The 21,071-nt window shown below is 36.3% G+C and carries 18 protein-coding genes and 1 pseudogene; 14 read left to right on the top strand and 5 right to left on the bottom strand.

What is annotated here, in order from left to right; translation table 11 throughout:
- The first annotated feature begins 16 nt into the window (after positions 1 to 16).
- From TTE_RS03990 to dapD, 5 genes are all read left to right on the top strand, one after another.
- Positions 17 to 802 carry a hypothetical protein gene (locus TTE_RS03990; RefSeq protein ID WP_011025225.1) on the top strand — a complete coding sequence of 262 codons (786 nt, stop codon included), beginning with the start codon at positions 17 to 19 and terminating at the stop codon, positions 800 to 802.
- 145 nt (positions 803 to 947) lie between these two features.
- A complete protein-coding gene (locus TTE_RS03985) occupies positions 948 to 1,937 on the top strand; it encodes an aspartate-semialdehyde dehydrogenase (protein WP_011025224.1) in 990 nt (329 codons plus the stop codon).
- A 14-nt stretch (positions 1,938 to 1,951) separates the two neighbouring features.
- On the top strand, positions 1,952 to 2,845 hold the full coding sequence (gene dapA, locus TTE_RS03980) for a 4-hydroxy-tetrahydrodipicolinate synthase (protein WP_011025223.1): 894 nt from the start codon (positions 1,952 to 1,954) through the stop codon (positions 2,843 to 2,845).
- Positions 2,845 to 3,597: a 4-hydroxy-tetrahydrodipicolinate reductase gene (gene dapB / locus TTE_RS03975; protein ID WP_009609837.1), complete on the top strand. Its 753-nt coding sequence runs from the start codon at positions 2,845 to 2,847 to the stop codon at positions 3,595 to 3,597. Before dapA ends, dapB begins: the two co-directional genes overlap by 1 nt.
- The gene (dapD, locus tag TTE_RS03970; RefSeq protein WP_009609870.1) at positions 3,594 to 4,319 is read left to right on the top strand and encodes a 2,3,4,5-tetrahydropyridine-2,6-dicarboxylate N-acetyltransferase; all 726 of its coding nucleotides are present in this window, start codon (positions 3,594 to 3,596) and stop codon (positions 4,317 to 4,319) included. The genes dapB and dapD overlap by 4 nt, the downstream gene beginning before the upstream one ends.
- Positions 4,320 to 4,359: 40 nt before the next feature.
- Here dapD and TTE_RS03965 read toward each other — a convergent pair whose 3' ends face one another.
- The 3 genes from TTE_RS03965 to TTE_RS03955 form a co-directional block, all read right to left on the bottom strand.
- On the bottom strand, positions 4,360 to 5,010 hold the full coding sequence (locus TTE_RS03965; protein ID WP_009609849.1) for a single-stranded DNA-binding protein: 651 nt from the start codon (positions 5,008 to 5,010) through the stop codon (positions 4,360 to 4,362).
- A gap of 50 nt (positions 5,011 to 5,060) precedes the next feature.
- Positions 5,061 to 5,588: a hypothetical protein gene (locus TTE_RS03960; RefSeq protein WP_011025221.1), complete on the bottom strand. Its 528-nt coding sequence runs from the start codon at positions 5,586 to 5,588 to the stop codon at positions 5,061 to 5,063.
- An 87-nt stretch (positions 5,589 to 5,675) separates the two neighbouring features.
- Positions 5,676 to 6,269, bottom strand: coding sequence for a cell wall hydrolase (locus tag TTE_RS03955; RefSeq protein WP_011025220.1), 594 nt, complete (start codon positions 6,267 to 6,269; stop codon positions 5,676 to 5,678).
- 297 nt (positions 6,270 to 6,566) lie between these two features.
- Here TTE_RS03955 and TTE_RS03950 point away from each other — a divergent pair, with 297 nt between their 5' ends.
- Positions 6,567 to 6,800: a YibE/F family protein gene (locus tag TTE_RS03950; protein WP_011025219.1), complete on the top strand. Its 234-nt coding sequence runs from the start codon at positions 6,567 to 6,569 to the stop codon at positions 6,798 to 6,800.
- A gap of 74 nt (positions 6,801 to 6,874) precedes the next feature.
- Here TTE_RS03950 and TTE_RS03945 read toward each other — a convergent pair whose 3' ends face one another.
- The gene (locus TTE_RS03945; protein ID WP_011025218.1) at positions 6,875 to 8,191 is read right to left on the bottom strand and encodes a sigma 54-interacting transcriptional regulator; all 1,317 of its coding nucleotides are present in this window, start codon (positions 8,189 to 8,191) and stop codon (positions 6,875 to 6,877) included.
- A 341-nt stretch (positions 8,192 to 8,532) separates the two neighbouring features.
- Between TTE_RS03945 and TTE_RS03940 the strand changes: the two genes are divergently transcribed.
- The 4 genes and pseudogenes from TTE_RS03940 (at position 8,533) to pdxT (ending at position 12,436) form a co-directional block, all read left to right on the top strand.
- Positions 8,533 to 10,218 (top strand): S8 family serine peptidase, encoded by a 1,686-nt coding sequence (locus TTE_RS03940; protein WP_011025217.1) that lies wholly within the window; start codon positions 8,533 to 8,535, stop codon positions 10,216 to 10,218.
- Positions 10,219 to 10,500: 282 nt separating this feature from the next.
- Positions 10,501 to 10,623: pseudogene (locus TTE_RS14175) on the top strand (IS5/IS1182 family transposase); the annotation flags it as partial.
- A gap of 363 nt (positions 10,624 to 10,986) precedes the next feature.
- On the top strand, positions 10,987 to 11,865 hold the full coding sequence (pdxS, locus tag TTE_RS03935; RefSeq protein ID WP_011025216.1) for a pyridoxal 5'-phosphate synthase lyase subunit PdxS: 879 nt from the start codon (positions 10,987 to 10,989) through the stop codon (positions 11,863 to 11,865).
- Between the two features lies 1 nt (position 11,866).
- Positions 11,867 to 12,436 carry a pyridoxal 5'-phosphate synthase glutaminase subunit PdxT gene (gene pdxT, locus TTE_RS03930; protein ID WP_011025215.1) on the top strand — a complete coding sequence of 190 codons (570 nt, stop codon included), beginning with the start codon at positions 11,867 to 11,869 and terminating at the stop codon, positions 12,434 to 12,436.
- 403 nt (positions 12,437 to 12,839) lie between these two features.
- Here the strand turns inward: pdxT and TTE_RS03925 are convergent, their stop codons facing one another.
- Positions 12,840 to 14,939 carry a glutamine synthetase III gene (locus TTE_RS03925; protein ID WP_041587122.1) on the bottom strand — a complete coding sequence of 700 codons (2,100 nt, stop codon included), beginning with the start codon at positions 14,937 to 14,939 and terminating at the stop codon, positions 12,840 to 12,842.
- Positions 14,940 to 15,429: 490 nt separating this feature from the next.
- Here TTE_RS03925 and TTE_RS03920 point away from each other — a divergent pair, with 490 nt between their 5' ends.
- From TTE_RS03920 to asnB, 4 genes are all read left to right on the top strand, one after another.
- Positions 15,430 to 16,554, top strand: coding sequence for a class II glutamine amidotransferase (locus tag TTE_RS03920; protein WP_011025213.1), 1,125 nt, complete (start codon positions 15,430 to 15,432; stop codon positions 16,552 to 16,554).
- The gene (locus TTE_RS03915) at positions 16,551 to 18,056 is read left to right on the top strand and encodes a glutamate synthase-related protein (protein WP_011025212.1); all 1,506 of its coding nucleotides are present in this window, start codon (positions 16,551 to 16,553) and stop codon (positions 18,054 to 18,056) included. The genes TTE_RS03920 and TTE_RS03915 overlap by 4 nt, the downstream gene beginning before the upstream one ends.
- Before the next feature lie 11 nt (positions 18,057 to 18,067).
- Positions 18,068 to 18,796: a hypothetical protein gene (locus TTE_RS03910; RefSeq protein ID WP_011025211.1), complete on the top strand. Its 729-nt coding sequence runs from the start codon at positions 18,068 to 18,070 to the stop codon at positions 18,794 to 18,796.
- Between the two features lie 344 nt (positions 18,797 to 19,140).
- Positions 19,141 to 20,982, top strand: coding sequence for an asparagine synthase (glutamine-hydrolyzing) (gene asnB / locus TTE_RS03905; RefSeq protein WP_011025210.1), 1,842 nt, complete (start codon positions 19,141 to 19,143; stop codon positions 20,980 to 20,982).
- Positions 20,983 to 21,071: the final 89 nt, after the last annotated feature.

Below are 21,071 nucleotides of genomic sequence, written 5' to 3'. Positions count from 1 at the left end.
TTCCTGAGGTGGTAATATGAGAAAATTTATAAAGCTCTTAAGCGCCCTCCTCATAATTGCCTTGATATTTAACATGACAGGATGTAAAAAACAGGATAAAGCGCAAAAAAAGCCCCAAACTTCACAAAAAACCGAAATACCAAAAGAACTTACAAAAATAGAAAAGGACATAGAAAAAATAATCAGTGAGGCAAAAAAAATAAAAGAAAAGCCCTCTTCAACTTCTTCTAAAAAAGATTCTGACAAAGATAAGAAAAAAGAAACCTCAACAAACGAAAAAAGCTGGAAGGAGATAGAAAAAACTGTAAAAGACATTCACAGCAACTGGAACTCTTTAAACCCTATAGTCACAAAGAAAGGCGCCAAGTTAAACTTGATAAACAGTATGAGCGCCGCTATCAACGACCTTACTTTAGTGGCTAATAAAAAATCAAAAATAGACGTGTTAATCTACGCTAACGGAGTATACAAATACATTCCTGAGTTAGAAGGGCTCTTTTCCACCGACCCTTCTTTAGATATAAAAAAGCTTAAATTTTATGGGCAAGATATTGACTTCAAAAGCGAAATACAGAAATGGGATGAAATTTCCAAAGATTTGATGGATATAAACTCTACATGGCAAACTCTAAAAGTAAAGCTTCCAAAAGAAGCCAAGTCCACTGCTGAAAAATTTGAAGTGAGCATATCAGAGCTTCAAAAAACAGTAAAATCCCAAAACAAGGTGTTGACGAAAGTAAAAGCAGAAGTATTTCTCAAAAACTTAAAATCCCTTGAAAAAGTTTTAGAGCCTAAAAAGTAAAATCTGTACACTTTTTAGGCTTTTTTATCTCATGTAATCCTTATTTTATTGACTTCATATAATAGTAATGATATATTTTAAATAAGCAAATCACTTTAATACAGCATAAAATTAAAAAAGCCCGAATTAGAGGAGGATTAGAATAATGGGAGTTAATGTGGCAATTGTCGGAGCTACCGGCATGGTAGGAAGAACTTTTCTAAAAGTAATGGAAGAAAGAAATTTTCCTGTCAATAAGCTGTACTTATTCGCATCATCCAAATCTGCCGGTGAAAAACTTTATTTTAAAAACAAAGAGTACATCGTAGAAGAACTTACAGAGGAAAGCTTCAACAGGGACATACAAATAGCTTTATTCTCAGCAGGAGCTACTGTGAGCAAACAATTTGCCCCAATAGCCGCATCCCGTGGAATAGTAGTAATAGATAATTCCAGCGCATGGCGCATGGATGAAAACGTACCTTTAGTGGTTCCAGAAGTAAACCCAGAAGACATATCATGGCATAAAGGAATAATAGCAAACCCCAATTGTTCCACCATACAGATGGTAGTCCCTTTAAAGCCCCTTCATGACAAGTACAGGATAAAGCGCATTGTCGTATCTACTTATCAGGCAGTGTCAGGGGCAGGCAAAAAAGGCATAGATGACCTCGAAAGAACGCAGAAAGGAGAACCACCCCAGGTATTCCCTCATCCAATAGCGAATAACTGCATTCCCCACATTGACTCCTTCACCCCGAGCGGATATACAAAAGAGGAACTCAAAATGATAAACGAGACGAAGAAAATAATGAAAGATGACTCTATAAAAGTCTCTCCAACCACAGTAAGAGTTCCTGTAGTAAATTCTCACAGCGAATCTGTAAATGTAGAATTTGCTCGGCCCTATGAGATGAAAGAGTTAATAGAAATTCTAAAAAATGCCCCCGGAGTTGTAGTGATGGACGACCCTGAACATAACCTATACCCTCTTGCCACCTTTGCTACAGGGAAAGACGAGGTATTTGTGGGGAGAATAAGAAGGGATGAGACAGTCTACAGCGGTGTGAACATGTGGATTGTGGCGGATAACATAAGAAAAGGTGCGGCGACAAATGCCGTGCAGATTGCTGAACTTGTAATCAAAAATATGTGAAAGGAGAATGGAGCATGCCTGTATTTAAAGGTTCATGTGTGGCCATAGTGACCCCTTTTACTGAAAATGGAGTGAATTTTGACAAACTTGGCGAATTGATTGAATGGCATATAAAAGAAGGAACAGATGCAATCCTCATATGCGGAACTACGGGTGAAGCTTCCACAATGACTGATGAAGAGCAAAAGGAAGCCATAAAATTTACAGTAGAAAAAGTGGCAAAGAGAATACCAGTTATTGCAGGAACCGGTTCGAACAACACTGCTCATGCGATTGAACTCAGCGAATACGCACAATCAGTCGGAGCAGATGCTCTTTTGGTCATCACCCCTTATTACAACAAAACAACACAAAAAGGATTGGTAGCTCATTTCACTGAAATAGCACGTCACGTAGATATACCTATTATAATCTACAACGTGCCCAGCAGAACATCTTTAAACATGTTGCCTGAGACGTACTTAGAAGTCAAGAAAAAAGCAGAAAATGTGGTGGGAGTGAAAGAAGCAAGTGGAGACATATCTCAGATCGCTGAAATCGCCCGCATAATGGGCAAGTCTTTTGAAATATACTCAGGAAATGATGACCAGGTAATACCAATCATGTCTTTAGGAGGTCTTGGAGTGATCTCCGTAACAGCAAACATAATTCCTGCAAAAATCCATGAGATGACGACAGCATACCTCAATGGAGACATTGAAAAAGCAAGAGATATGCAACTAGAACTAAATCCTTTAAATAAAGCCCTTTTCATAGAGACAAATCCAATACCTGTAAAAACAGCCATGAACCTCATGGGCTTTGGAGTGGGTCCTCTTCGCCTGCCGCTTGTTGAAATGAGCGAGAAAAACCTTGAATACCTAAAGTCAGTTTTAAGGCAGTATGGCCTTTTAAAGGAGGAAAATTGATGATAAGGCTAATAATCCACGGCTGCAATGGAAAAATGGGAAAAGTAGTAGCAAAGCTGGCAAAAGAAAATCCTGAATTTGAAGTAGTAGCAGGAGTTGACAAAAACACCTTCCCTCTAGACTTCCCTGTATACTCTGACCTAAAAGAAGTAAAAGAAGAAGCAGATGTAGTCATAGACTTCTCCTATCACGAAGCCATTCCAAATTTAGTAAAAGAAGCTGCAAAAAGAAAAATTCCTGTGGTCATTGCCACAACAGGCTTGAGCGAAGAAGAATTAAAAACAGTGGAAGAAGCTTCAAAAGAGATACCTATCTTCAGATCTGCCAACATGTCTTTGGGCATAAACGTGCTGATAAGCCTTGTAAAAGAAGCAGCAAAAGTTTTAGAAGGGTTTGATATAGAAATCGTAGAAAAGCATCACAACATGAAAAAAGACGCGCCGAGCGGCACAGCACTTATGATAGCAGATGCAATAAATCAGGTTCTTCCTGAGAAAAGAGAATACGTGTATGGAAGGTACACAAAAACAGAACAAAGAAAGCCAAATGAGATAGGAATACATGCAGTAAGAGGAGGGACAATAGTAGGAGAACACGATGTAATCTTCGCAGGACCCAATGAAGTAATAACAATTTCTCACTCTGCCCAGTCAAGGGAAGTCTTTGGATATGGAGCTTTAAAAGCAGCTAAATTTTTAATAGGTCAAAAACCTGGCTTATATACAATGGAAGACCTTGTAAAGAAAGGATGATAAACTTGAACACAAATGATAACCTGACGAACGCCTATGAAATTGCAAGATACATCAAAGAAGCAAAAAAATCCACTCCAGTAAAGGCATATGTACAGGGGAAGATCCAGGTAGAAGAAGAGGAAGGATTGAAAATATTTGGCTCTGAAGACTTTAAAATACTCATTGGAGAATTAGAAGTTGTAGAAAAAGTCATAGAGCAAAACAAAGACAGAATAAAGTATTATCACTTGGAATATGACAGAAGAAACTCAGCAATACCACTTTTAGATATAACCCATCTGGATGCAAGAATAGAACCGGGAGCAATAATAAGAGATAAAGTCAAAATAGGCAAAAACGCTGTGATAATGATGGGAGCAGTTATAAACATAGGAGCAGAAATCGGCGAAAACTCAATGATAGATATGAACGCTGTGATAGGCGCAAGAGGTATCATAGGGAAAAACGTCCATGTTGGTGCAGGAGCTGTTATAGCAGGAGTTCTAGAACCTCCAAGCAGTGTACCTGTTGTAATTGAAGACAATGTAATGATTGGGGCAAATGCTGTGATATTGGAGGGCGTCAGAGTAGGCCGCGGCGCTGTGGTCGCAGCAGGCTCAGTGGTAATTGAAGATGTACCACCTAATACAGTGGTGGCAGGTGTACCTGCTAAAATCGTCAAAGTAGTAGACGAAAAAACCAGGGAAAAAACAAAATTAATGGAAGACTTAAGAGGTTAAAACAAAACACCCGAGTTTTCGGGTGTTTTTTCTGACCTTTTTATTCTGTTTTTTGCAATTCTTTTTCCACTACCTCCATGCGGGTTATAGATACTTCATAAGCAACTTTTGTCACCACTTCGTCTCCCAACTTTTTCTGATATTCTCTGCTCTGCACTCTCCCCCACAACCTTATGCGGTCTCCCACCTCAAGTTTTTCAGAAAACCTAGCATTTCTACCCCACGCAATTACAGGTATGTAATCAGATTTGTTATAAGGCCTGTTTACAGCAATCAATAAATCAGTTATCTCTCTTCCTAAAGGCGTAGTCCTGTACACTGGCTTTTTACATATGAATCCATCCAAAAAAATTTCATTAGGGTTTTTTACAACTTCCTCCTCCGGGACAACAGAGATGTCGCGGGCAAACACAGTGAGAATGAGCTTGTTTTTCCCCTCTTCTGGAGATTTTCTGTTGTAAGACCTCAATTGCCCTTCAATCTTCACCCTTGTCCCCACTTCCAAGTTCATTCCCTCGAAGAGCCGGTTAGAGATAGTTATCGGAAGGTAGTCTTTCGTTTCGCTCAACCTTGGTACCTCTAAAATAAAATTAAAAAATTTTTCTCCGTAAAGTTCATGACTGAATTCAAGGGGTGTAAAAACCTTTCCAACCAGCGTGACGGTATTGTTTTCTAAAAAATTACCTGCCATCCGTTCACTCTCCCCTTCCCCTTATGTGTCCTTTTAAAAATATATTAACCCTACACCCCGATTATGACAGGCGATTCAAAAAATTTTTCTCTTCCTTCTAATAACGTCAACAATGTAACCGCAAACAATGAGTTATATATATTATACTGTTCCGACGTTTTTATTTCAACAGGTATTTCCATAGGCTCAATTAACTGGCCCTTCAAATTATTAAACGCTCTCTGCACACAGTAATTAAACCTGTATCCCCCTTCTTCATAGGAAATAGATGAAGCAGTAGCTGTGCATTTCGGGTTTAACCCAGCTGTAATCAAAGTAAAACTAAAACCCATATCAAAAAGCAAATTTACATCCTTTACATCCCCATTAGCTATTATAACATTTGGAGGAAGAGTATTGATATAATTTTTTAATAAATTCACATGTTTTTCATCAAAAACATCGTAAATCACCAATACATCACAAGGCAAGCTGTAATTCACCTCTTCTACTGAAATACCACGCCCCTTAAAAAAATCCTCCAGAAATTTTTTTAAAGCAATTGCTTTTTTACTTCCAAACACAAAAATCTTTTTCATAAAAATTCACCTCTTGTGTACTTCTAATCCTTATTTTCCTACAAAATCAATGAATTTATTATAAAAAAGCGAGATAGGAAATTACTCCTATCTCGCAAACCAGTGATGACCTATTACTGTAGTAACAGGCCTTGTCCATATCCACCAGGAGGTAGAAGTCGCTGGGTTGAAAAAATACAAAGCTCCTCCTGTTGGGTCCCAACCGGCTAAAGCAGCATCAGCCGCTTTAAAAGCTTCCAGGTCGGGCTCGTGGTTGAAAAATTCTCCATTTAGCACAGATTCAAAAGCATAAGGCTGGTAAATAACTCCTGCTACTGTATTGGGGAAAATTCCGCTTTTTACTCTATTCAAAATCACTGCTCCAACTGCTACCTTCCCTTCAAAACTCTCTCCTCTAGCCTCAGCATATATCATCTTAGCAATTAAATACCTGTCCACCAAGTAATTGTAGTGATCGCTGTCCTCTTTTATAGGAACTAAAAGTTTTTCCCCTGGATATATCAAATTATCCCACTTATTATTTGCCTGCCTTATGCTGTCCAAATCGCTTCCATACCATGTTGCAATCAAATACAGGGATTCTCCCCTTGATACCACGTGCACCTTCGTATAAGCATAAGCCTGAGAGACTACTCCAAAAGCCATCACAAAAGCAAGTATTACTGCTACAACTTTTTTCATAGCCTTCTTCCTCCTTTCTATTGTTGTTTTTCAACAATAGCAGGAGTCAAATTCGTTTACAATTATAGCTCCTTCCTCCTTTCAAGACAACTCTCGTATTTTCTCATTATCCCCAATTAAAGGCTATTATCCTCTGTTATGATATACTATGCTTATATATTCTCATATATACTCATTTATTGAACATTTCCATAAATGTAAAAATATTGATTTAAATTTTGTTGACACTCTTTTAAACAAAATGCTATAATTGTCTCTCATAACCTTTATCAAAAAGAAAGCGAGGTAGCAGGTTTCATGAAAATTTTAAAATACATAGCAATATCCCTCATTCTTCTGTTTTTTCTCACTTCAACTGCATATGCAAAGCAAGAAATGGATACAGCCATAGTTCTAAGCGCAATACCCTTGCTTTTGCTCTTTATGGCTTATCAAACTTCTCTAAGAGAAATAATAAATTTGGACATAATAGCAACTGAAATAGTGCGCTCATTAGCAGCAAGCACGGGATTAGTTGCTGTATACCTCTAACTGCCCTCGCTGCAGGAATTTTAGTAAAAAGGGATAAAAAAACAAAAAGTAAAAGCTTGCTATAAAAGAAGCAGCTATACATCATCTAAGAAGTTACTAACGTAATCAATTATTTTATCTCTAATTGTTTTTTCTTCATAGCCCTTTGATTTTAATTCATGATATTTCCCGGCTATAAACTCGTATAAATCGTATCTGTCAATGCTCCTTTTCCCAAAAGGAGTTATGATAAAAAATTCATCAAACGTTTCTGTATTAATAATTTCTTTTTTATAATATTTGGAAGGCAATAAAGCAGAATCTAATTTTATAAATTTTCTGTTAATCTGAAAATTAGCTAGAAAAGCCTTGGAACAGATGAGCTGTATGAGAGACTTCAACTCCCCAATGTTACCTTCATACTTAAAGAGAGAAAGTAAAGCAAGTAGATGGGAAGAAATAATAATATCCACACCTAATCTCTTGGATTCTTCCCTTAAGAGATAAACAATTATTTCCATCTTCTCTTCGACCGGTCTTTCATCAAATGAAGGAAGTTGAATTATAACAGGTATTCTTCTTATAAAAGTCCTCAAGAGTATCGAATCAATTTTTTCTGTAGTAGCTGCAATAATCATTACATTTACCTTTCTTTCCTCTGTGTCTCCCAGCCTTTTATACATTCCTTTATCTATAAGATAAAAAAGCATTTCTTGACCTTCCGGAGGAAGGCGATGAACCTCATCTAAAAATAGTATCCCATTATTCGCTTTTTCTACCAAACCTATTCTTTCAACAAAAGCTCCTGTATAAGCACCTTTTGCATGACCAAACAGGTGAGAAAGGAGAAGCTGAGGATTGTGGTAATAATCTGCACAGTTTAAAACCTCAAAAGACCCTTTCAATCCTTTTCGACGCCCAAACTTATACATACTTTCCGCCAAATAAGTTTTGCCCGAACCGGGTGGTCCAATAATGAGAGTATGTAATCCGTTAGGCGGATAAACTACCGCGGCTTTTGCCTGCTCTATTTGTTCCTTCAAACTACCGTTATATCCAATGATATTATCAAAACCAAAAGCTTCAACTCCTACCTCTTTAATTTCACTCACAACATTTATCAATTCACTAAAGTTGATTTCATATTTAATTCTTTTCCCAAAAGCTTGAATAAAAATTTCTTTTTCAACGTAATAGACCGGTTTAGAAACTATTTTAATAATTTTTTCTTCTCTTACAAGTTCATTCAAAATAGCTGATACATTAGAACGCGCGAGGTTAAGGATTCTTGCTATCTCATTTGTAGTAGCAGCACCGCTTTTACTTAAAACGAAATCTTCCAATTTGAAGTTTTTACTTTTTTCTACCACAACTTTGTAAACCTTATCCTTATTGCACATACTTATCACCATTTTCACTGCTATACATTCTTTTCCTTCCATATATTTATTATTTAGATATAGACCCAAATTTTCCTTCATTGTCATAAAAAGATTTTTTCAACATAATTCGTCAAAATTTTACATATGGTCACATGTAGGCAAAAAATTCAGGGCTCAGTGTATAAAAATCTGTATAAAAAAATAGACATTTAAAAAATTTCGCTCAGTTTTACTTATACACAATGAACTGGCATAAAAATTGCTTCTCTCTTTTTATAAAAGATATTTTTGAAGGGGGTGATAATCATTAAGTGAAAAATTTTCTTCAATAGAACAAGAGTAAACTTATTTTTAAGGAGGTATGAAGAAAAATGAAAAAACATCAGTTAGCAAAAATTTTACTTTCTCTAGCGCTAATTATAAGTCTAATTTCGCTAAACGAAATACTAGTACAAGCTCAACCTAACCAAATAAACCTGCCTATAGATTCTCCTTCTAAAATTTACCCTTCTTTACCTCAAAAAATTTCAATGCAAGATTCCAATAAAAATAAAATTTTTGACGACTTAGAGCAAAGACTGCTTAATAAACCAGATAGCGAAGAATTCCCTGTTATAATAACCTTTAACAAACCCGTAAGTGATGCAGATATATTCACTATCGCAAAAAACATCGGAAAATTTAATATAAAACATAGATATAAAATTATACCCTCAATTGCTGCCAATCTAACTAAAAGTCAAATTAATGTATTATCTAAATTAGAAATAGTAAAGCAAATTGAGTACGATGAGCCTGTATATGCTACTTTAGATACCGCAACAAAGTGGTTTGGAATCACAAAAGCACGGAGTGATTTTGGAGTCACAGGAAAAAATATAACAATAGCAATTATTGACACAGGTATAGACGGAAATCACGTTGACCTCTCAGGTGGAAAAATAATAGGATGGAAAGACTTTATCAACAACAAAACTACACCATACGACGACAATGGCCATGGAACTCACGTAGCAAGTATTGCTGCAGGTACAGGTGCTGGAAACAGTTTTTACAAAGGCGTTGCTCCTGATGCTTTGTTGGTAGGAATAAAAGTTTTAGATGCAAATGGAAGCGGCAGCATGAGCACTGTAACTGCAGGAATTGACTGGGCTGTTCAAAATAAAGATGTATACGGAATCAAAGTTATAAATTTAAGCCTCGGCACTTCTACAAGTTCTGATGGAACTGACTCTACCTCATTAGCAGTGAATAGAGCAGTAGATAGCGGTATTGTAGTAGTTGTAGCAGCAGGAAACTCTGGCCCTGCAAAATACACCATAGGGTCCCCTGGTGCTGCGGAAAAAGCCATAACAGTCGCAGCAATGGCAGATGTAGGTGAACTTGGCTTTAACCTTGCAAGCTTTTCCAGCCGCGGTCCTACTGCTGACGGAAGAATAAAACCTGACATTGCGGCCCCAGGATATAATATAACTGCCGCAAAGGCGAATTCTGTAAATGGATATGTAACATACAGCGGTACAAGCATGGCAACACCTTTTGTAGCAGGAACTGTTGCTCTTATGCTTAACGCTAATCCAAATCTCACTCCAAATGATGCAAAAAATATAATAATGTCTACTGCAAAAAGCTGGGGGCCTCCAAGCAAAAACGTTGACTATGGTGCAGGAAGATTGGATGGCTATGAAGCTATAAGGGTAGCAGGTAATTTTAGAGGAAATAATATTGATGTACCAAATCATTATTATATTTCAGGTTATCTGCCCGGTTCTCGTTACAGTGATACTTGGACTTTTAACGCAACAAATACAAGTTATCCAATCGCAATAACATTAATAATTCCTGACTGGGCAAATTACAATCCCGATTTTGATATATACCTCTATGATCCAAGCGGCACACTTATCAAAAGCTCTACAGGGACTCAAAGGCAAGAAACAATAACAATACTTCCTTCACAAACTGGTACCTACTATGTTAAAGTTTATTCATATAGAGGTAGTGGCAATTATTTCTTTGATTTAAGCGCTGGAGGTAGTGAACCTGTAAAATATTAAGTAGTAATACCTCTTAAAATAACCCAACCCTGTTGAGCAAGGAATCCCTTGCTCAACAGGGTTAATTAGGACTGAACCATCAAGATACCTTTACTAACTTTTATGCAGGATTTCCTCCCCTCCTTATCTGTTGAATTATTATATATACACCATAAAATACTTATAAAGAGGAAATCCCACGTGTATTAACTTAAATTACTCTTAAATATACCTGAGATCCTTACTCCTCAATCTAAAAATTGATTTCTATTTTTCTATGTTTGAAAATCTTGATTTATCTTCAATATTATTGTTGATGCCACCGCCGGCCTACCTATCGCTGAAACTACCACCCCCGCTAATGTCCCTGATTTTGAAATCGTTTTGTCTCTCTTTAAAAAAACTAATAAGTGGTTTAACCTAAAATCGGCTTAATTTTTCCTTAGATCAGTTCATGCTATTTTTTAGCATTTGCCTTCTACAGAATATTTATGCTCTTTTTTAGCACCTCTTTTCCCTTTCTTTGTCTTTTCCATTCAGCCGAAGTTTTTGATAGTTGTATATTACACATCATACATATCTGGTTTTTGTTTCTGATAGTTTTACTTAATTTTGCATATCCCCTATATTGCTAATGATACTCCATTTGTCTCTCCAATTTCTTCTTTTAATATCACATCTTTAATTTTTTGTATCTATAATGTTCTGATTGACTTGTTATGATTTAAGAGATACAATTGATATTAGGATACATACAAATACCAACACAATTTAAGGAGGAGGAAAACAATGAATGAAAGGTATGAGCTAAATAAAAATTTAGCCCAAATGTTAAAAGGTGGCGTTATCATGGATGTGACAACACCAGAAGAGGCAATTATTGCAGAGAAAGCAGGCGCTGTCGCTGTCATGGCACTTGAAAGAGTTCCAGCCGATATTAGGGCAAGGGGCGGAGTCGCAAGAATGTCAGACCCTAAAATAATAAAAGAGATAAAGGCAGCAGTATCAATCCCTGTTATGGCGAAAGTTAGAATTGGGCATTTTGTGGAAGCACAGATTTTAGAGGCACTTGGGATAGATTTTATTGATGAAAGTGAAGTTTTAACACCTGCAGATGAGATGTACCATATAAACAAATGGGATTTTAAAGTGCCTTTTGTATGTGGTGCAAAAAACCTTGGAGAGGCTTTAAGGCGCATAGCAGAAGGAGCTTCAATGATAAGAACAAAAGGTGAAGCAGGTACTGGAAATGTAGTAGAAGCTGTAAGGCATATGAGGATGATAAATGCCGAAATAAAAAGGCTTACAACTTTGGGAGAAGAGGAGCTTATGGCTGCTGCAAAAGAACTTCAGGCACCCTATGACCTTGTAAAATATGTTGCACAACATGGAAAACTTCCAGTTGTAAATTTCGCAGCAGGAGGCATTGCTACACCGGCAGACGCGGCACTCATGATGCAGCTTGGTGCAGATGGTGTTTTTGTTGGTTCAGGAATATTTAAATCGCAAAACCCTGAAAAAATGGCAGCTGCTATAGTAAAAGCTGTAACATATTACGACAAACCAGAAATATTGGCAGAAGTTTCAGAAGGATTGGGAGAAGCGATGACCGGCATAGACATAAGGCAACTAGAAGAAAAAGATTTATACGCGACAAGGGGATGGTAATTTGCGGGTAGGAGTTTTGGGAGTTCAAGGTTCTGTTAAGGAACATATGGATAAATTAAAGCTTATAAAAGGAATTGAAGCAGTAGAGGCAAAAGATAAAGATACTCTTTTAACTCTCGATGCCCTAATTATTCCAGGTGGTGAAAGTACTGCAATAGGGAAAATACTTGTAGATTTTGGGCTTAAAGATGCCATTTTAAAGTTAAATGAAAGGAAAGTTCCTATATGGGGTACTTGTGCAGGCATGATACTTATGGCAAAACATATAGTTAATGATGAAAGGAGACACCTTGGAATAATGGATATTACTGTTAGACGGAATGCTTACGGAAGTCAGATTAACAGTTTCAAGACACGACTTATAATACCAGCAATATCTGAAAATGAGATAGAAGCGGTGTTTATAAGAGCACCATATATAGAGAGTGTAGGGGATGGTGTTAGGATACTTGCAAAATATGAGGGTAAAATTGTTGCAGCACAGCAGGACAATTTACTTGCTACAGCATTTCATCCAGAACTTACAGATGATTTAAGCTTTTATAGATATTTTTTAAGGCTTAACTCTTAAGCCTTTTTATTTTATAGCTATGGCGGACTTTCACCGCTTAAGCTTTAGCCCATGCCGTGCGCACATAAAAATGAGGCACTTACTTAAGTGCCTCAACAGACTGTTGACAAACTTAAAAAAGTGGCATTTTGTGTGTAAATGCGACTTGTTACAAAGCGGTAACAAAACTTAGCGAGCTTGAGGAGCGAAGGCGGGGCGAGCGAAGCGAGCGGCCACGTTGAGCCGTAAGGCGAATTGGCCGGAACCCCGCCTGAGCCCTCAAGCGAGCTTTTAGTTTTGTCGCTTTGTAACTCCGGAGCATTAACACAAAATGCCACTTAAAGATAGAGACTTTGTCAACAAACTGATGAGGCACTTACTTAAGTGCCTCAAATTCACTATTTTACGGGTTAAGTTAATTTTATCAAATATTAAATAACATGTCAGCATACGTTGGAAGTGGCCATAATTCTGCATCTACGATGGTTTCAAGTTTATCTCCAATTTCTCTTAAAATGCCCATTTTTGTAAATACTACATCTCGGTAATAGCAAGCCTTGCTATAAGAATCACTATTCATATTTGAAGCTTCATTAACTGCATTTTCAAGTTCAGATATGTTTTTCTTAAATTCACTCATTAGTGAAGAAACTTCTGCTAATAATTCAGTTTGGGCGCTTATATCAACATTCAGCCCTGTTGCTCTAACAGAATTTATTGATTCTGCAATTTTTGTAGCGAAATTTACTACTGCCGGCAGTATTTGTCGCTTTGCTATATCCAACATTGTCAATGCCTCAATATTAATTGTTTTTATATAATTTTCGAGTAAAACCTCATAACGTGATTCAAGTTCACGTTTGCTCAATACACCGTGTTTTTCCATCAGCTTGACATTCTTTTCTTTGATTAAGGCAGGAATAGCTTCAACAGTTGACCGGATATTTGGAAGCCCTCTTTTCTCCGCCTCTTTTACCCATTCTTCTGAATACCCATTTCCATTAAATATAATTCTCTTGTGTTTCTTTACAATTTCCTGAAGCAATAGTTGTACTTCTTCATTAAAATCACTAGCTTTTTCTAGTCTATCTGCAATTTCAGATAGACTTTCAGCAACAATAGTATTTAAGATAAAAGTAGCAATTGCAATTGACGAAGAAGAGCCAACCATTCTAAATTCAAATTTATTTCCTGTAAATGCAAAGGGAGATGTTCTATTTCTATCTGTAGAATCCTTCGGTAACGCAGGAAGAGTAGATACCCCTACTTTCAGTACACCACCCACTTTGGAAGTGGTTGCACCACCATTTTCAATTTGTTCAAGAATGTCTGTAAGCTGTTCACCAAGGAAGATTGATACAATTGCAGGCGGTGCTTCATTCGCACCAAGACGGTGGTCATTGCCTGGTGTTGCAGCTGCTACTCTGACCAAATCAGCATATTCATCGATAGCTTTGATTATAGCACATAAGAATACTAAAAATTGTGCATTTTCGTGAGGTGTATGCCCTGGATCTAGAAGATTTTGGCCATCATCAGTGCTCATCGACCAGTTAATGTGTTTACCAGAACCATTGATTCCTGCAAAAGGTTTTTCATGCAAAAGGCACACAAGTCCATGTCTTAAAGCAACTTTTTTCATTAATTCCATTGTTAATTGATTATGATCTGACGCAATATTAGCTGTATTGTATACAGTAGCAAGTTCATACTGACCAGGAGCAACTTCATTATGTTTAGTTTTGGCAGGAACCCCTAATTTCCACAGTTCTTCATCCAAATCTTTCATAAATGCTGATATTCTTTCTTTGATAGAAGCAAAATAATGATCTTCCATTTCCTGACCCTTTGGTGATCGAGCCCCAAACAATGTTCTTCCCGTAAGTATAAGATCTTTACGTTTGTCATACATCTTTTTATCAATTAAAAAATATTCCTGTTCAGGTCCTACAGTAGGAATGACCTTTTTTGCTGTAGTATTACCAAATAATCTTAACACTCGAAGAGCTTGCTTTGATAAAGCTTCCATAGAGCGCAATAAAGGTATTTTTAAATCTAGAGCTTCGCCAGTATACGAACAAAAAGCAGTAGGAATATATAGCGTATTATCCATGATAAAAGCGGGCGATGTACAATCCCATGCTGTATATCCTCTTGCTTCAAAAGTAGTCCTTAACCCACCTGATGGAAATGAAGAAGCATCAGGCTCACCTTTAATCAATTCTTTTCCTGAAAACTCAGTTATTACTTTGCCATCTTGAGTAGGAGAAATAAAAGAATTGCGTTTTTCCGCAGTGATTCCAGTTAATGGTTGGAACCAATGTGCAAAATGAGTTGCTCCTTTCTCAATTGCCCAGTCTTTCATTGCATTTGCCACAACTTCAGCAACTGCTGGTTCTAGTGGAATTCCTTCATCAATTGTTTTCCTTAAAGCTTTGTAAGTTGCCTTTGGAAGACGCTCTCTCATAACTGAATCATTAAAAACATTTGAACCAAAAATCTCACTTAAAGTATGTTGCATCATATAACCTCCTTTTATGTTTTATATACATCAATACATTAATACGTTAATTCGGTAAAGTTAAAAACCACAAACTCCCACATTTTCTTCCTTTTTTACCTTTTTATTCATCATCTCCTCAATTTTTATATGAGTAAAAATATCATATTTTTTTGATATCGTCAATTAATTTTTTGTGAAATTTTTTTTAACATTTTATTAACGTTTTTATTGAAAATCTGTAATATTCTTTATTTTTATTGTTAATGTTCATTTTAAAATTTCACCAAAAAGTAGAAACTATTAAAAACTGTGTCAAAAATAATTTATGAAATTTTATATTGCCCATATTGCAAAATTAAAAAAATGTATTATAATTAACATTAACACTTTTATTTAGTATTCATGAGACTATTACTACAAATCGAGGACAATTTTAATCGGGAAACATTTTCGATTGATGCAACTTTCAAAAAAAATATTGCATATAAAAATTTTTTAAGGGGGTTATAAAATGTTGAAGGAAGGTTATGTAAGAATACCTTCGGGATGTGCTATAAGTGGCATAATTGATCGTACTGGTCGTCTATTCTCTGGGCAATCTATAGCAGATTCCATTGCGACAATGCATGATAGATCAAATGGTCTTGGAGGTGGTTTTGCTGCATATGGCATTTATCCCGATTTCAAAGATTATTTTGCATTTCATGTGTTTTATGATGATTTGATAGCTAAACAGGAAACAGAAAATATTTTGAAAGCAAATTATATAGTGGCTTTAGAAGAAAAAATACCAACACGAAAAACAGCGCATATTAAAAATGCACCATTAATTTACAGATATTTTGCTATACCAAGGCCAGAGAGACTGAAATTATCAGAACTGGATGAAAATGAATTTACAATTAAATTTGTATTTAATATAAATAGTAATATACCAGGCGCATATGTTTTTTCTAGCGGGAAAAACATGGGAGTATTTAAAGCGGTAGGTTATCCAGAAGATGTTGCAAATTTCTACAAATTGGAATCTTATAAAGGGTATATGTGGTTGGCCCATGGTAGATTTCCAACGAATACACCAGGATGGTGGGGTGGTGCACATCCTTTTAATCTATTAAATATCTCTGTTGTTCACAATGGCGAGCTTTCTTCGTACGATACTAATCGCAAATATTTAGAAGAATTTGGATATATTTGTACCTTGCAAACTGATACAGAAGTTGCGGTATATATTTTCGATCTTTTATTAAGAAAACATGGCTTACCAATAGAACTTGCATGCAAAGTAGTTGCATCGCCTTTGTGGAAGCAGGTTGACAGAATGTCACCAAAAGAAAAAATTTTATACACTAACCTGAAAATAATTTATAGGAGAGCTCTTTTAAATGGTCCATTTTCAATGATAATAGCATATGAAGACGGCTTTATAGCAATAAACGATAGGATTAAACTAAGACCACTTACTGCTGCAAAAAAAGGCGATATGATATATGTAGCCAGCGAAGAGGCAGCAATAAGGCAAGTATGCAAAAATCCTGAAAGCGTATGGATGCCTAGAGGTGGAGAACCTGTTATAGCTGAGCTCATACGTGAGAATGAAAAAGAAATGTATTCTACAAAGGAGGTTACTGCATGAGTTTAAGCTACCTTACTCCAGAATTTAAAGTACTTAGAGATTACGATAAATGTATTAACTGTAAGGTTTGTATGAGAGAGTGTTCCTTTGAAGTTCACAGTTATGATGAACATCTAGATAAGATGGTTTCAAATGATATGAATTGTGTAAATTGTCAAAGATGTGTCGTATTGTGTCCAACACAAGCTCTTACAATTATTAAACATCCTCAAACATTTAAAGAACATGCTAATTGGACTTACGATGCTATAAGAGATATATACAGACAGGCAGAAACGGGTGGAGTTCTTCTGTCATCCATGGGAAATGATAGGCCTTATCCTGTATATTGGGATAAAATGGTTATAAATGCAAGTCAGGTTACAAACCCGTCTATAGACCCGTTAAGAGAACCTATAGAGTTAAGGGTATATTTAGGTAGAAAGCCTGATAGGATAGAAATAGACGAAAACCTCAATGTTAAAACAAAAATGCCTCCTCAACTCAAACTTGAGACACCAATAATGTTTTCAGCAATGTCTTATGGTTCAATAAGTTATAATGCTCACGCAGCTTTAGCAAGAGCTGCTGAAGAGCTTGGGATATTTTATAATAGTGGTGAAGGGGGGCTTCATAAGGACTTCCGCAAATATGGCAAAAATACAATTGTACAGGTAGCATCAGGTCGTTTTGGTGTTGATAGAGAATACCTCAATATTGCGGCGGCTATTGAAATAAAAATTGGTCAAGGTGCAAAGCCTGGGATAGGTGGTCATCTACCCGGTGAAAAGGTGAGTGAAGACATCTCGGCTACAAGGATGATACCACCTGGAAGTGATGCTATATCTCCTGCACCGCATCATGATATCTATTCAATTGAAGACCTTGCACAATTAATATATGCATTGAAGGAAGCTACCGATTATCAAAAACCTGTTGGTGTTAAAATTGCAGCAGTCAATAATGTAGCGGCAATAGCTTCGGGGATAGCAAGAGCTGGAGCAGATTATATAGCAATAGACGGATTTAGAGGCGGTACAGGGGCTGCACCAAAGAGAATAAGGGATAACGTAGGAATTCCAATTGAATTTGCAATAGCTGCTGTAGATGCAAGACTTCGCTCCGAAGGTATAAGACATACAATATCTTTAGTTGCAGCAGGTAGTATTAGAAACAGTGCAGACATAGTCAAAGCAATAGCTCTTGGTGCAGATGCTGTTTACATTGGAACAGCCGCTTTGATTGCTCTGGGATGTCACATGTGCCAAAAATGCTATACTGGAAAATGCAACTGGGGAATTGCTACACAAGATCCTAACCTTGCAAAAAGATTAAACCCAGAAATCGGATATAAACGTCTTGTTAACCTTGTACAAGCATGGAGTCATGAAATAAAAGAAATGCTTGGCGGAATGGGTATAAATGATATTGAAAGTCTTAAAGGCAATAGGTTAATGCTTCGTGGGATAGGAATGACACAAAAAGAACTTGATATACTTGGCATTCTTGCTGCCGGCGAATAGGAGGTGGTATAGTGAAAACCATAAATGCGTCAGGAATTCACTATAGAGCCCTTAATGAAATAATTAAAGAACTAGTTCGTTCAGGTGAAGACATAATTAATTTAAAGAACGTTAATGGACAGCGATATATAGGAGTTAATTTATCTGGGATTACTAAAATAAACATCGAGGGTACACCTGGAAATGATATGGCAGCCTTTATGGATGGACTTACAATAGAAGTTTTTGGTAACGGACAGGATGCAATAGGAAATACAATGAACGATGGAAATATTATTATACATGGACATGCAGGTGACGTCATTGGTTACGGGATGAGGGGTGGATCTATCTATATAAAAGATAGTGTTGGCTATAGAGTTGGCATACACATGAAAGAATACAAAGATAAAGTTCCTGTAATAGTCATTGGAGGAAATGCAGGAGATTTCTTGGGTGAATATATGGCAGGGGGATGCATAATTGTACTGAACTTAAAAAATGATGAAGATATAGTTGGAGAGTACTGTGGTACGGGTATGCATGGAGGAGTTATATATTTGAGAGGAGATGTAGAAGATTATAAACTTGGAAAAGAAGTTATTAAAGAAGAGATAGATGACAGGGATTACGTGTTTATACAAAAGTACGTTGAAAATTTTTGTCAATATTTTGATTATGATTTTCAAAAGATTATGGATCATTCTTTTGTCAAATTGTATCCGATAGGCAAAAGACCTTATGGAAATATGTATGCATAAAATGTTAGAAGAAAGTATTATTCTGTTATGTCCTCAAAAACTATATCTTTATCTTTCAAAAATTTTGTGATATAATTATATCGCACTTATTCTGATGCCTCCTTTTGTTGGGTTGTTTTAACCACTTCTATTATAGCAGGCATTCAGAATAAGTGCTCTATTTTTTATGTGAGGATTTTCATCCACCCCAATATTTAATATAGAACTTTTTTGCAACTTGAAAACTTTTCATTCCTGATTGTGCTTGTTTAAGCATGGGTGGTTCGTTAGAAAATTATAACATGTATCAATGGCAAAAAAGGAGAATATATTTAGTTATAGATTCAAATTTTAGGAGGATTTTTATGTGTGGAATAGCGGGCTGGGTTAACTTTAATATGGACTTATCACTCCAAAATGAAGTAATCGAAAAAATGACAGACACTCTTAAAAAAAGAGGACCTGACGGTTCTGGGGTATGGCTATCAAAGCATTGTGTTTTGGGTCACCGCCGTTTAATTGTTATAGATCCACAAGGCGGAATTCAACCAATGATAAAAAAATACGGTGAAAAAAATTTTGTCATCATCCACAATGGAGAACTCTACAATATGGATGAATTAAAAAACGAACTCATATCCTTGGGATATACTTTTAATACCCGTTCAGATACTGAAATTATCTTGACATCTTATATAGAATGGGGTCCTTTATGTGTTAAAAAATTTAATGGAATATTTGCTTTTGCAATATGGGATGAAGTACAAAATAGGCTTTTTATTGCCAGGGACCATCTCGGAATAAAGCCACTATTTTATACCATTAAAAACGGATCTTTGATATTTGGTTCAGAGATCAAAGCAATATTAGCACATCCTCATGTAAAACCAGAGATAGACTCACAAGGTCTTGCAGAAATATTTGTAATGGGACCTTCAAGAACTCCCGGATGTGGTGTCTTTAAAGACATTAAAGAATTAAAAGCCGGACATTACCTCATATTTACCAAAAATGGAGTAAACATAAGCAAATACTGGTCATTACAAAGTCTTCCCCATGAAGATAGCCTTGAGAAAACGGCGGAAAAAATAAGGTATCTCCTTAAAGACTCATCAGTAAGACAACTTGTTTCAGACGTACCTTTATGTTCATTGCTCTCAGGTGGACTTGATTCAACTGCTGTATCTTTCTTCGCAAATGAAGAATTAAAACAAAAAGGTCATAAACTTATAACATATTCTGTAGATTATGTAGGTAATGATAAATATTTTACGCCAAACGAATTTCAACCAAACTCTGACGCAGACTGGGTAAAATTTGTTGCAAATAAACTTGACACAGACCATAACTATGTATTTATAGACAATGAAGAACTCGCACATGCTCTAAAGCCAGCCTTATACGCTCGAGACCTTCCTGGTATGGCAGATATAGACTCATCTTTATATCTATTTTTAAAAGAAGTAAAAAAAGGAGCAACAGTCGCCCTATCAGGAGAAGGTGCTGATGAAGTTTTTGGAGGTTATCCCTGGTTTAGAAATAAGGAATCAATCAGAAGTCACACATTCCCATGGACAAGAATGGTTAATGAACGCATGAAATTGCTTCTGCCAGAAGTTGTTAATTACATAAGGCCTTTAGAATATCTAAATGATAGATATAACGAAGCTTTAAATGAAGTGCCAAAGCTTAATGGAGAAGACCCCTATAATGCTCGAATGAGGGAAATGTTTTACCTTAACATAACAAGATTTATGCCTATGCTTCTTGACAGAATGGATAGAATGAGTATGGCAGTAGGCTTAGAAGCAAGAGTACCTTTTTTAGATTACAGACTTGTAGAATATGTATGGAACATACCGTGGGAAATGAAAAATTTAAACAACAGAGAAAAAGGAATACTTAGGTATGCTCTAAAAGGTTACATCCCAGACGAAGTAATTGAAAGAAAAAAGAGTCCCTACCCTAAAACACACAATCCTGTATTTAAAAACATCGTTAAAAAATGGCTAAAACAAATAATTAACGACAGTACATCCCCACTTTTGCAACTTGTAGATAAAAAAGCAATTGCAGAACTTATAGAAACAGATGCAAAAGCCTATGACCCTGCCTGGTTTTCACAGCTTATGGGTTCCCCACAGCTTTTCGCTTACCTCGTACAAATAAATATGTGGTTGAAAGATTATAAAATTTCTATAGTGTAAATAATATACTAAACAGAAGGATTTTTCTACCGTTTAAACTGATAACAACCCCACTTTTATATATAGAAAACGTGGGGGTTGACCTTATA

The organism is Caldanaerobacter subterraneus subsp. tengcongensis MB4 (assembly GCF_000007085.1).
In the GTDB taxonomy this organism is placed as follows: domain Bacteria; phylum Bacillota; class Thermoanaerobacteria; order Thermoanaerobacterales; family Thermoanaerobacteraceae; genus Thermoanaerobacter; species Thermoanaerobacter subterraneus.
The sequence above is the reverse complement of the archived record's forward strand: the minus strand, read 5'-3'. Positions and strand labels throughout refer to the sequence as shown.

Excerpts from the sequence above, each read along its gene's own strand:
- TTE_RS03990 (WP_011025225.1), top strand. The coding sequence starts at position 17 with ATGAGAAAATTTATAAAGCTCTTAAGCGCCCTCCTCATAATTGCCTTG.
- TTE_RS03985 (WP_011025224.1), top strand. The coding sequence starts at position 948 with ATGGGAGTTAATGTGGCAATTGTCGGAGCTACCGGCATGGTAGGAAGA.
- dapA (WP_011025223.1), top strand. The coding sequence starts at position 1,952 with ATGCCTGTATTTAAAGGTTCATGTGTGGCCATAGTGACCCCTTTTACT.
- dapB (WP_009609837.1), top strand. The coding sequence starts at position 2,845 with ATGATAAGGCTAATAATCCACGGCTGCAATGGAAAAATGGGAAAAGTA.
- dapD (WP_009609870.1), top strand. The coding sequence starts at position 3,594 with ATGATAAACTTGAACACAAATGATAACCTGACGAACGCCTATGAAATT.
- TTE_RS03965 (WP_009609849.1), bottom strand. The coding sequence starts at position 5,010 with ATGGCAGGTAATTTTTTAGAAAACAATACCGTCACGCTGGTTGGAAAG.
- TTE_RS03960 (WP_011025221.1), bottom strand. The coding sequence starts at position 5,588 with ATGAAAAAGATTTTTGTGTTTGGAAGTAAAAAAGCAATTGCTTTAAAA.
- TTE_RS03955 (WP_011025220.1), bottom strand. The coding sequence starts at position 6,269 with ATGAAAAAAGTTGTAGCAGTAATACTTGCTTTTGTGATGGCTTTTGGA.
- TTE_RS03950 (WP_011025219.1), top strand. The coding sequence starts at position 6,567 with ATGAAAATTTTAAAATACATAGCAATATCCCTCATTCTTCTGTTTTTT.
- TTE_RS03945 (WP_011025218.1), bottom strand. The coding sequence starts at position 8,191 with ATGGTGATAAGTATGTGCAATAAGGATAAGGTTTACAAAGTTGTGGTA.
- TTE_RS03940 (WP_011025217.1), top strand. The coding sequence starts at position 8,533 with ATGAAAAAACATCAGTTAGCAAAAATTTTACTTTCTCTAGCGCTAATT.
- pdxS (WP_011025216.1), top strand. The coding sequence starts at position 10,987 with ATGAATGAAAGGTATGAGCTAAATAAAAATTTAGCCCAAATGTTAAAA.
- TTE_RS03925 (WP_041587122.1), bottom strand. The coding sequence starts at position 14,939 with ATGATGCAACATACTTTAAGTGAGATTTTTGGTTCAAATGTTTTTAAT.
- TTE_RS03920 (WP_011025213.1), top strand. The coding sequence starts at position 15,430 with ATGTTGAAGGAAGGTTATGTAAGAATACCTTCGGGATGTGCTATAAGT.
- TTE_RS03915 (WP_011025212.1), top strand. The coding sequence starts at position 16,551 with ATGAGTTTAAGCTACCTTACTCCAGAATTTAAAGTACTTAGAGATTAC.
- asnB (WP_011025210.1), top strand. The coding sequence starts at position 19,141 with ATGTGTGGAATAGCGGGCTGGGTTAACTTTAATATGGACTTATCACTC.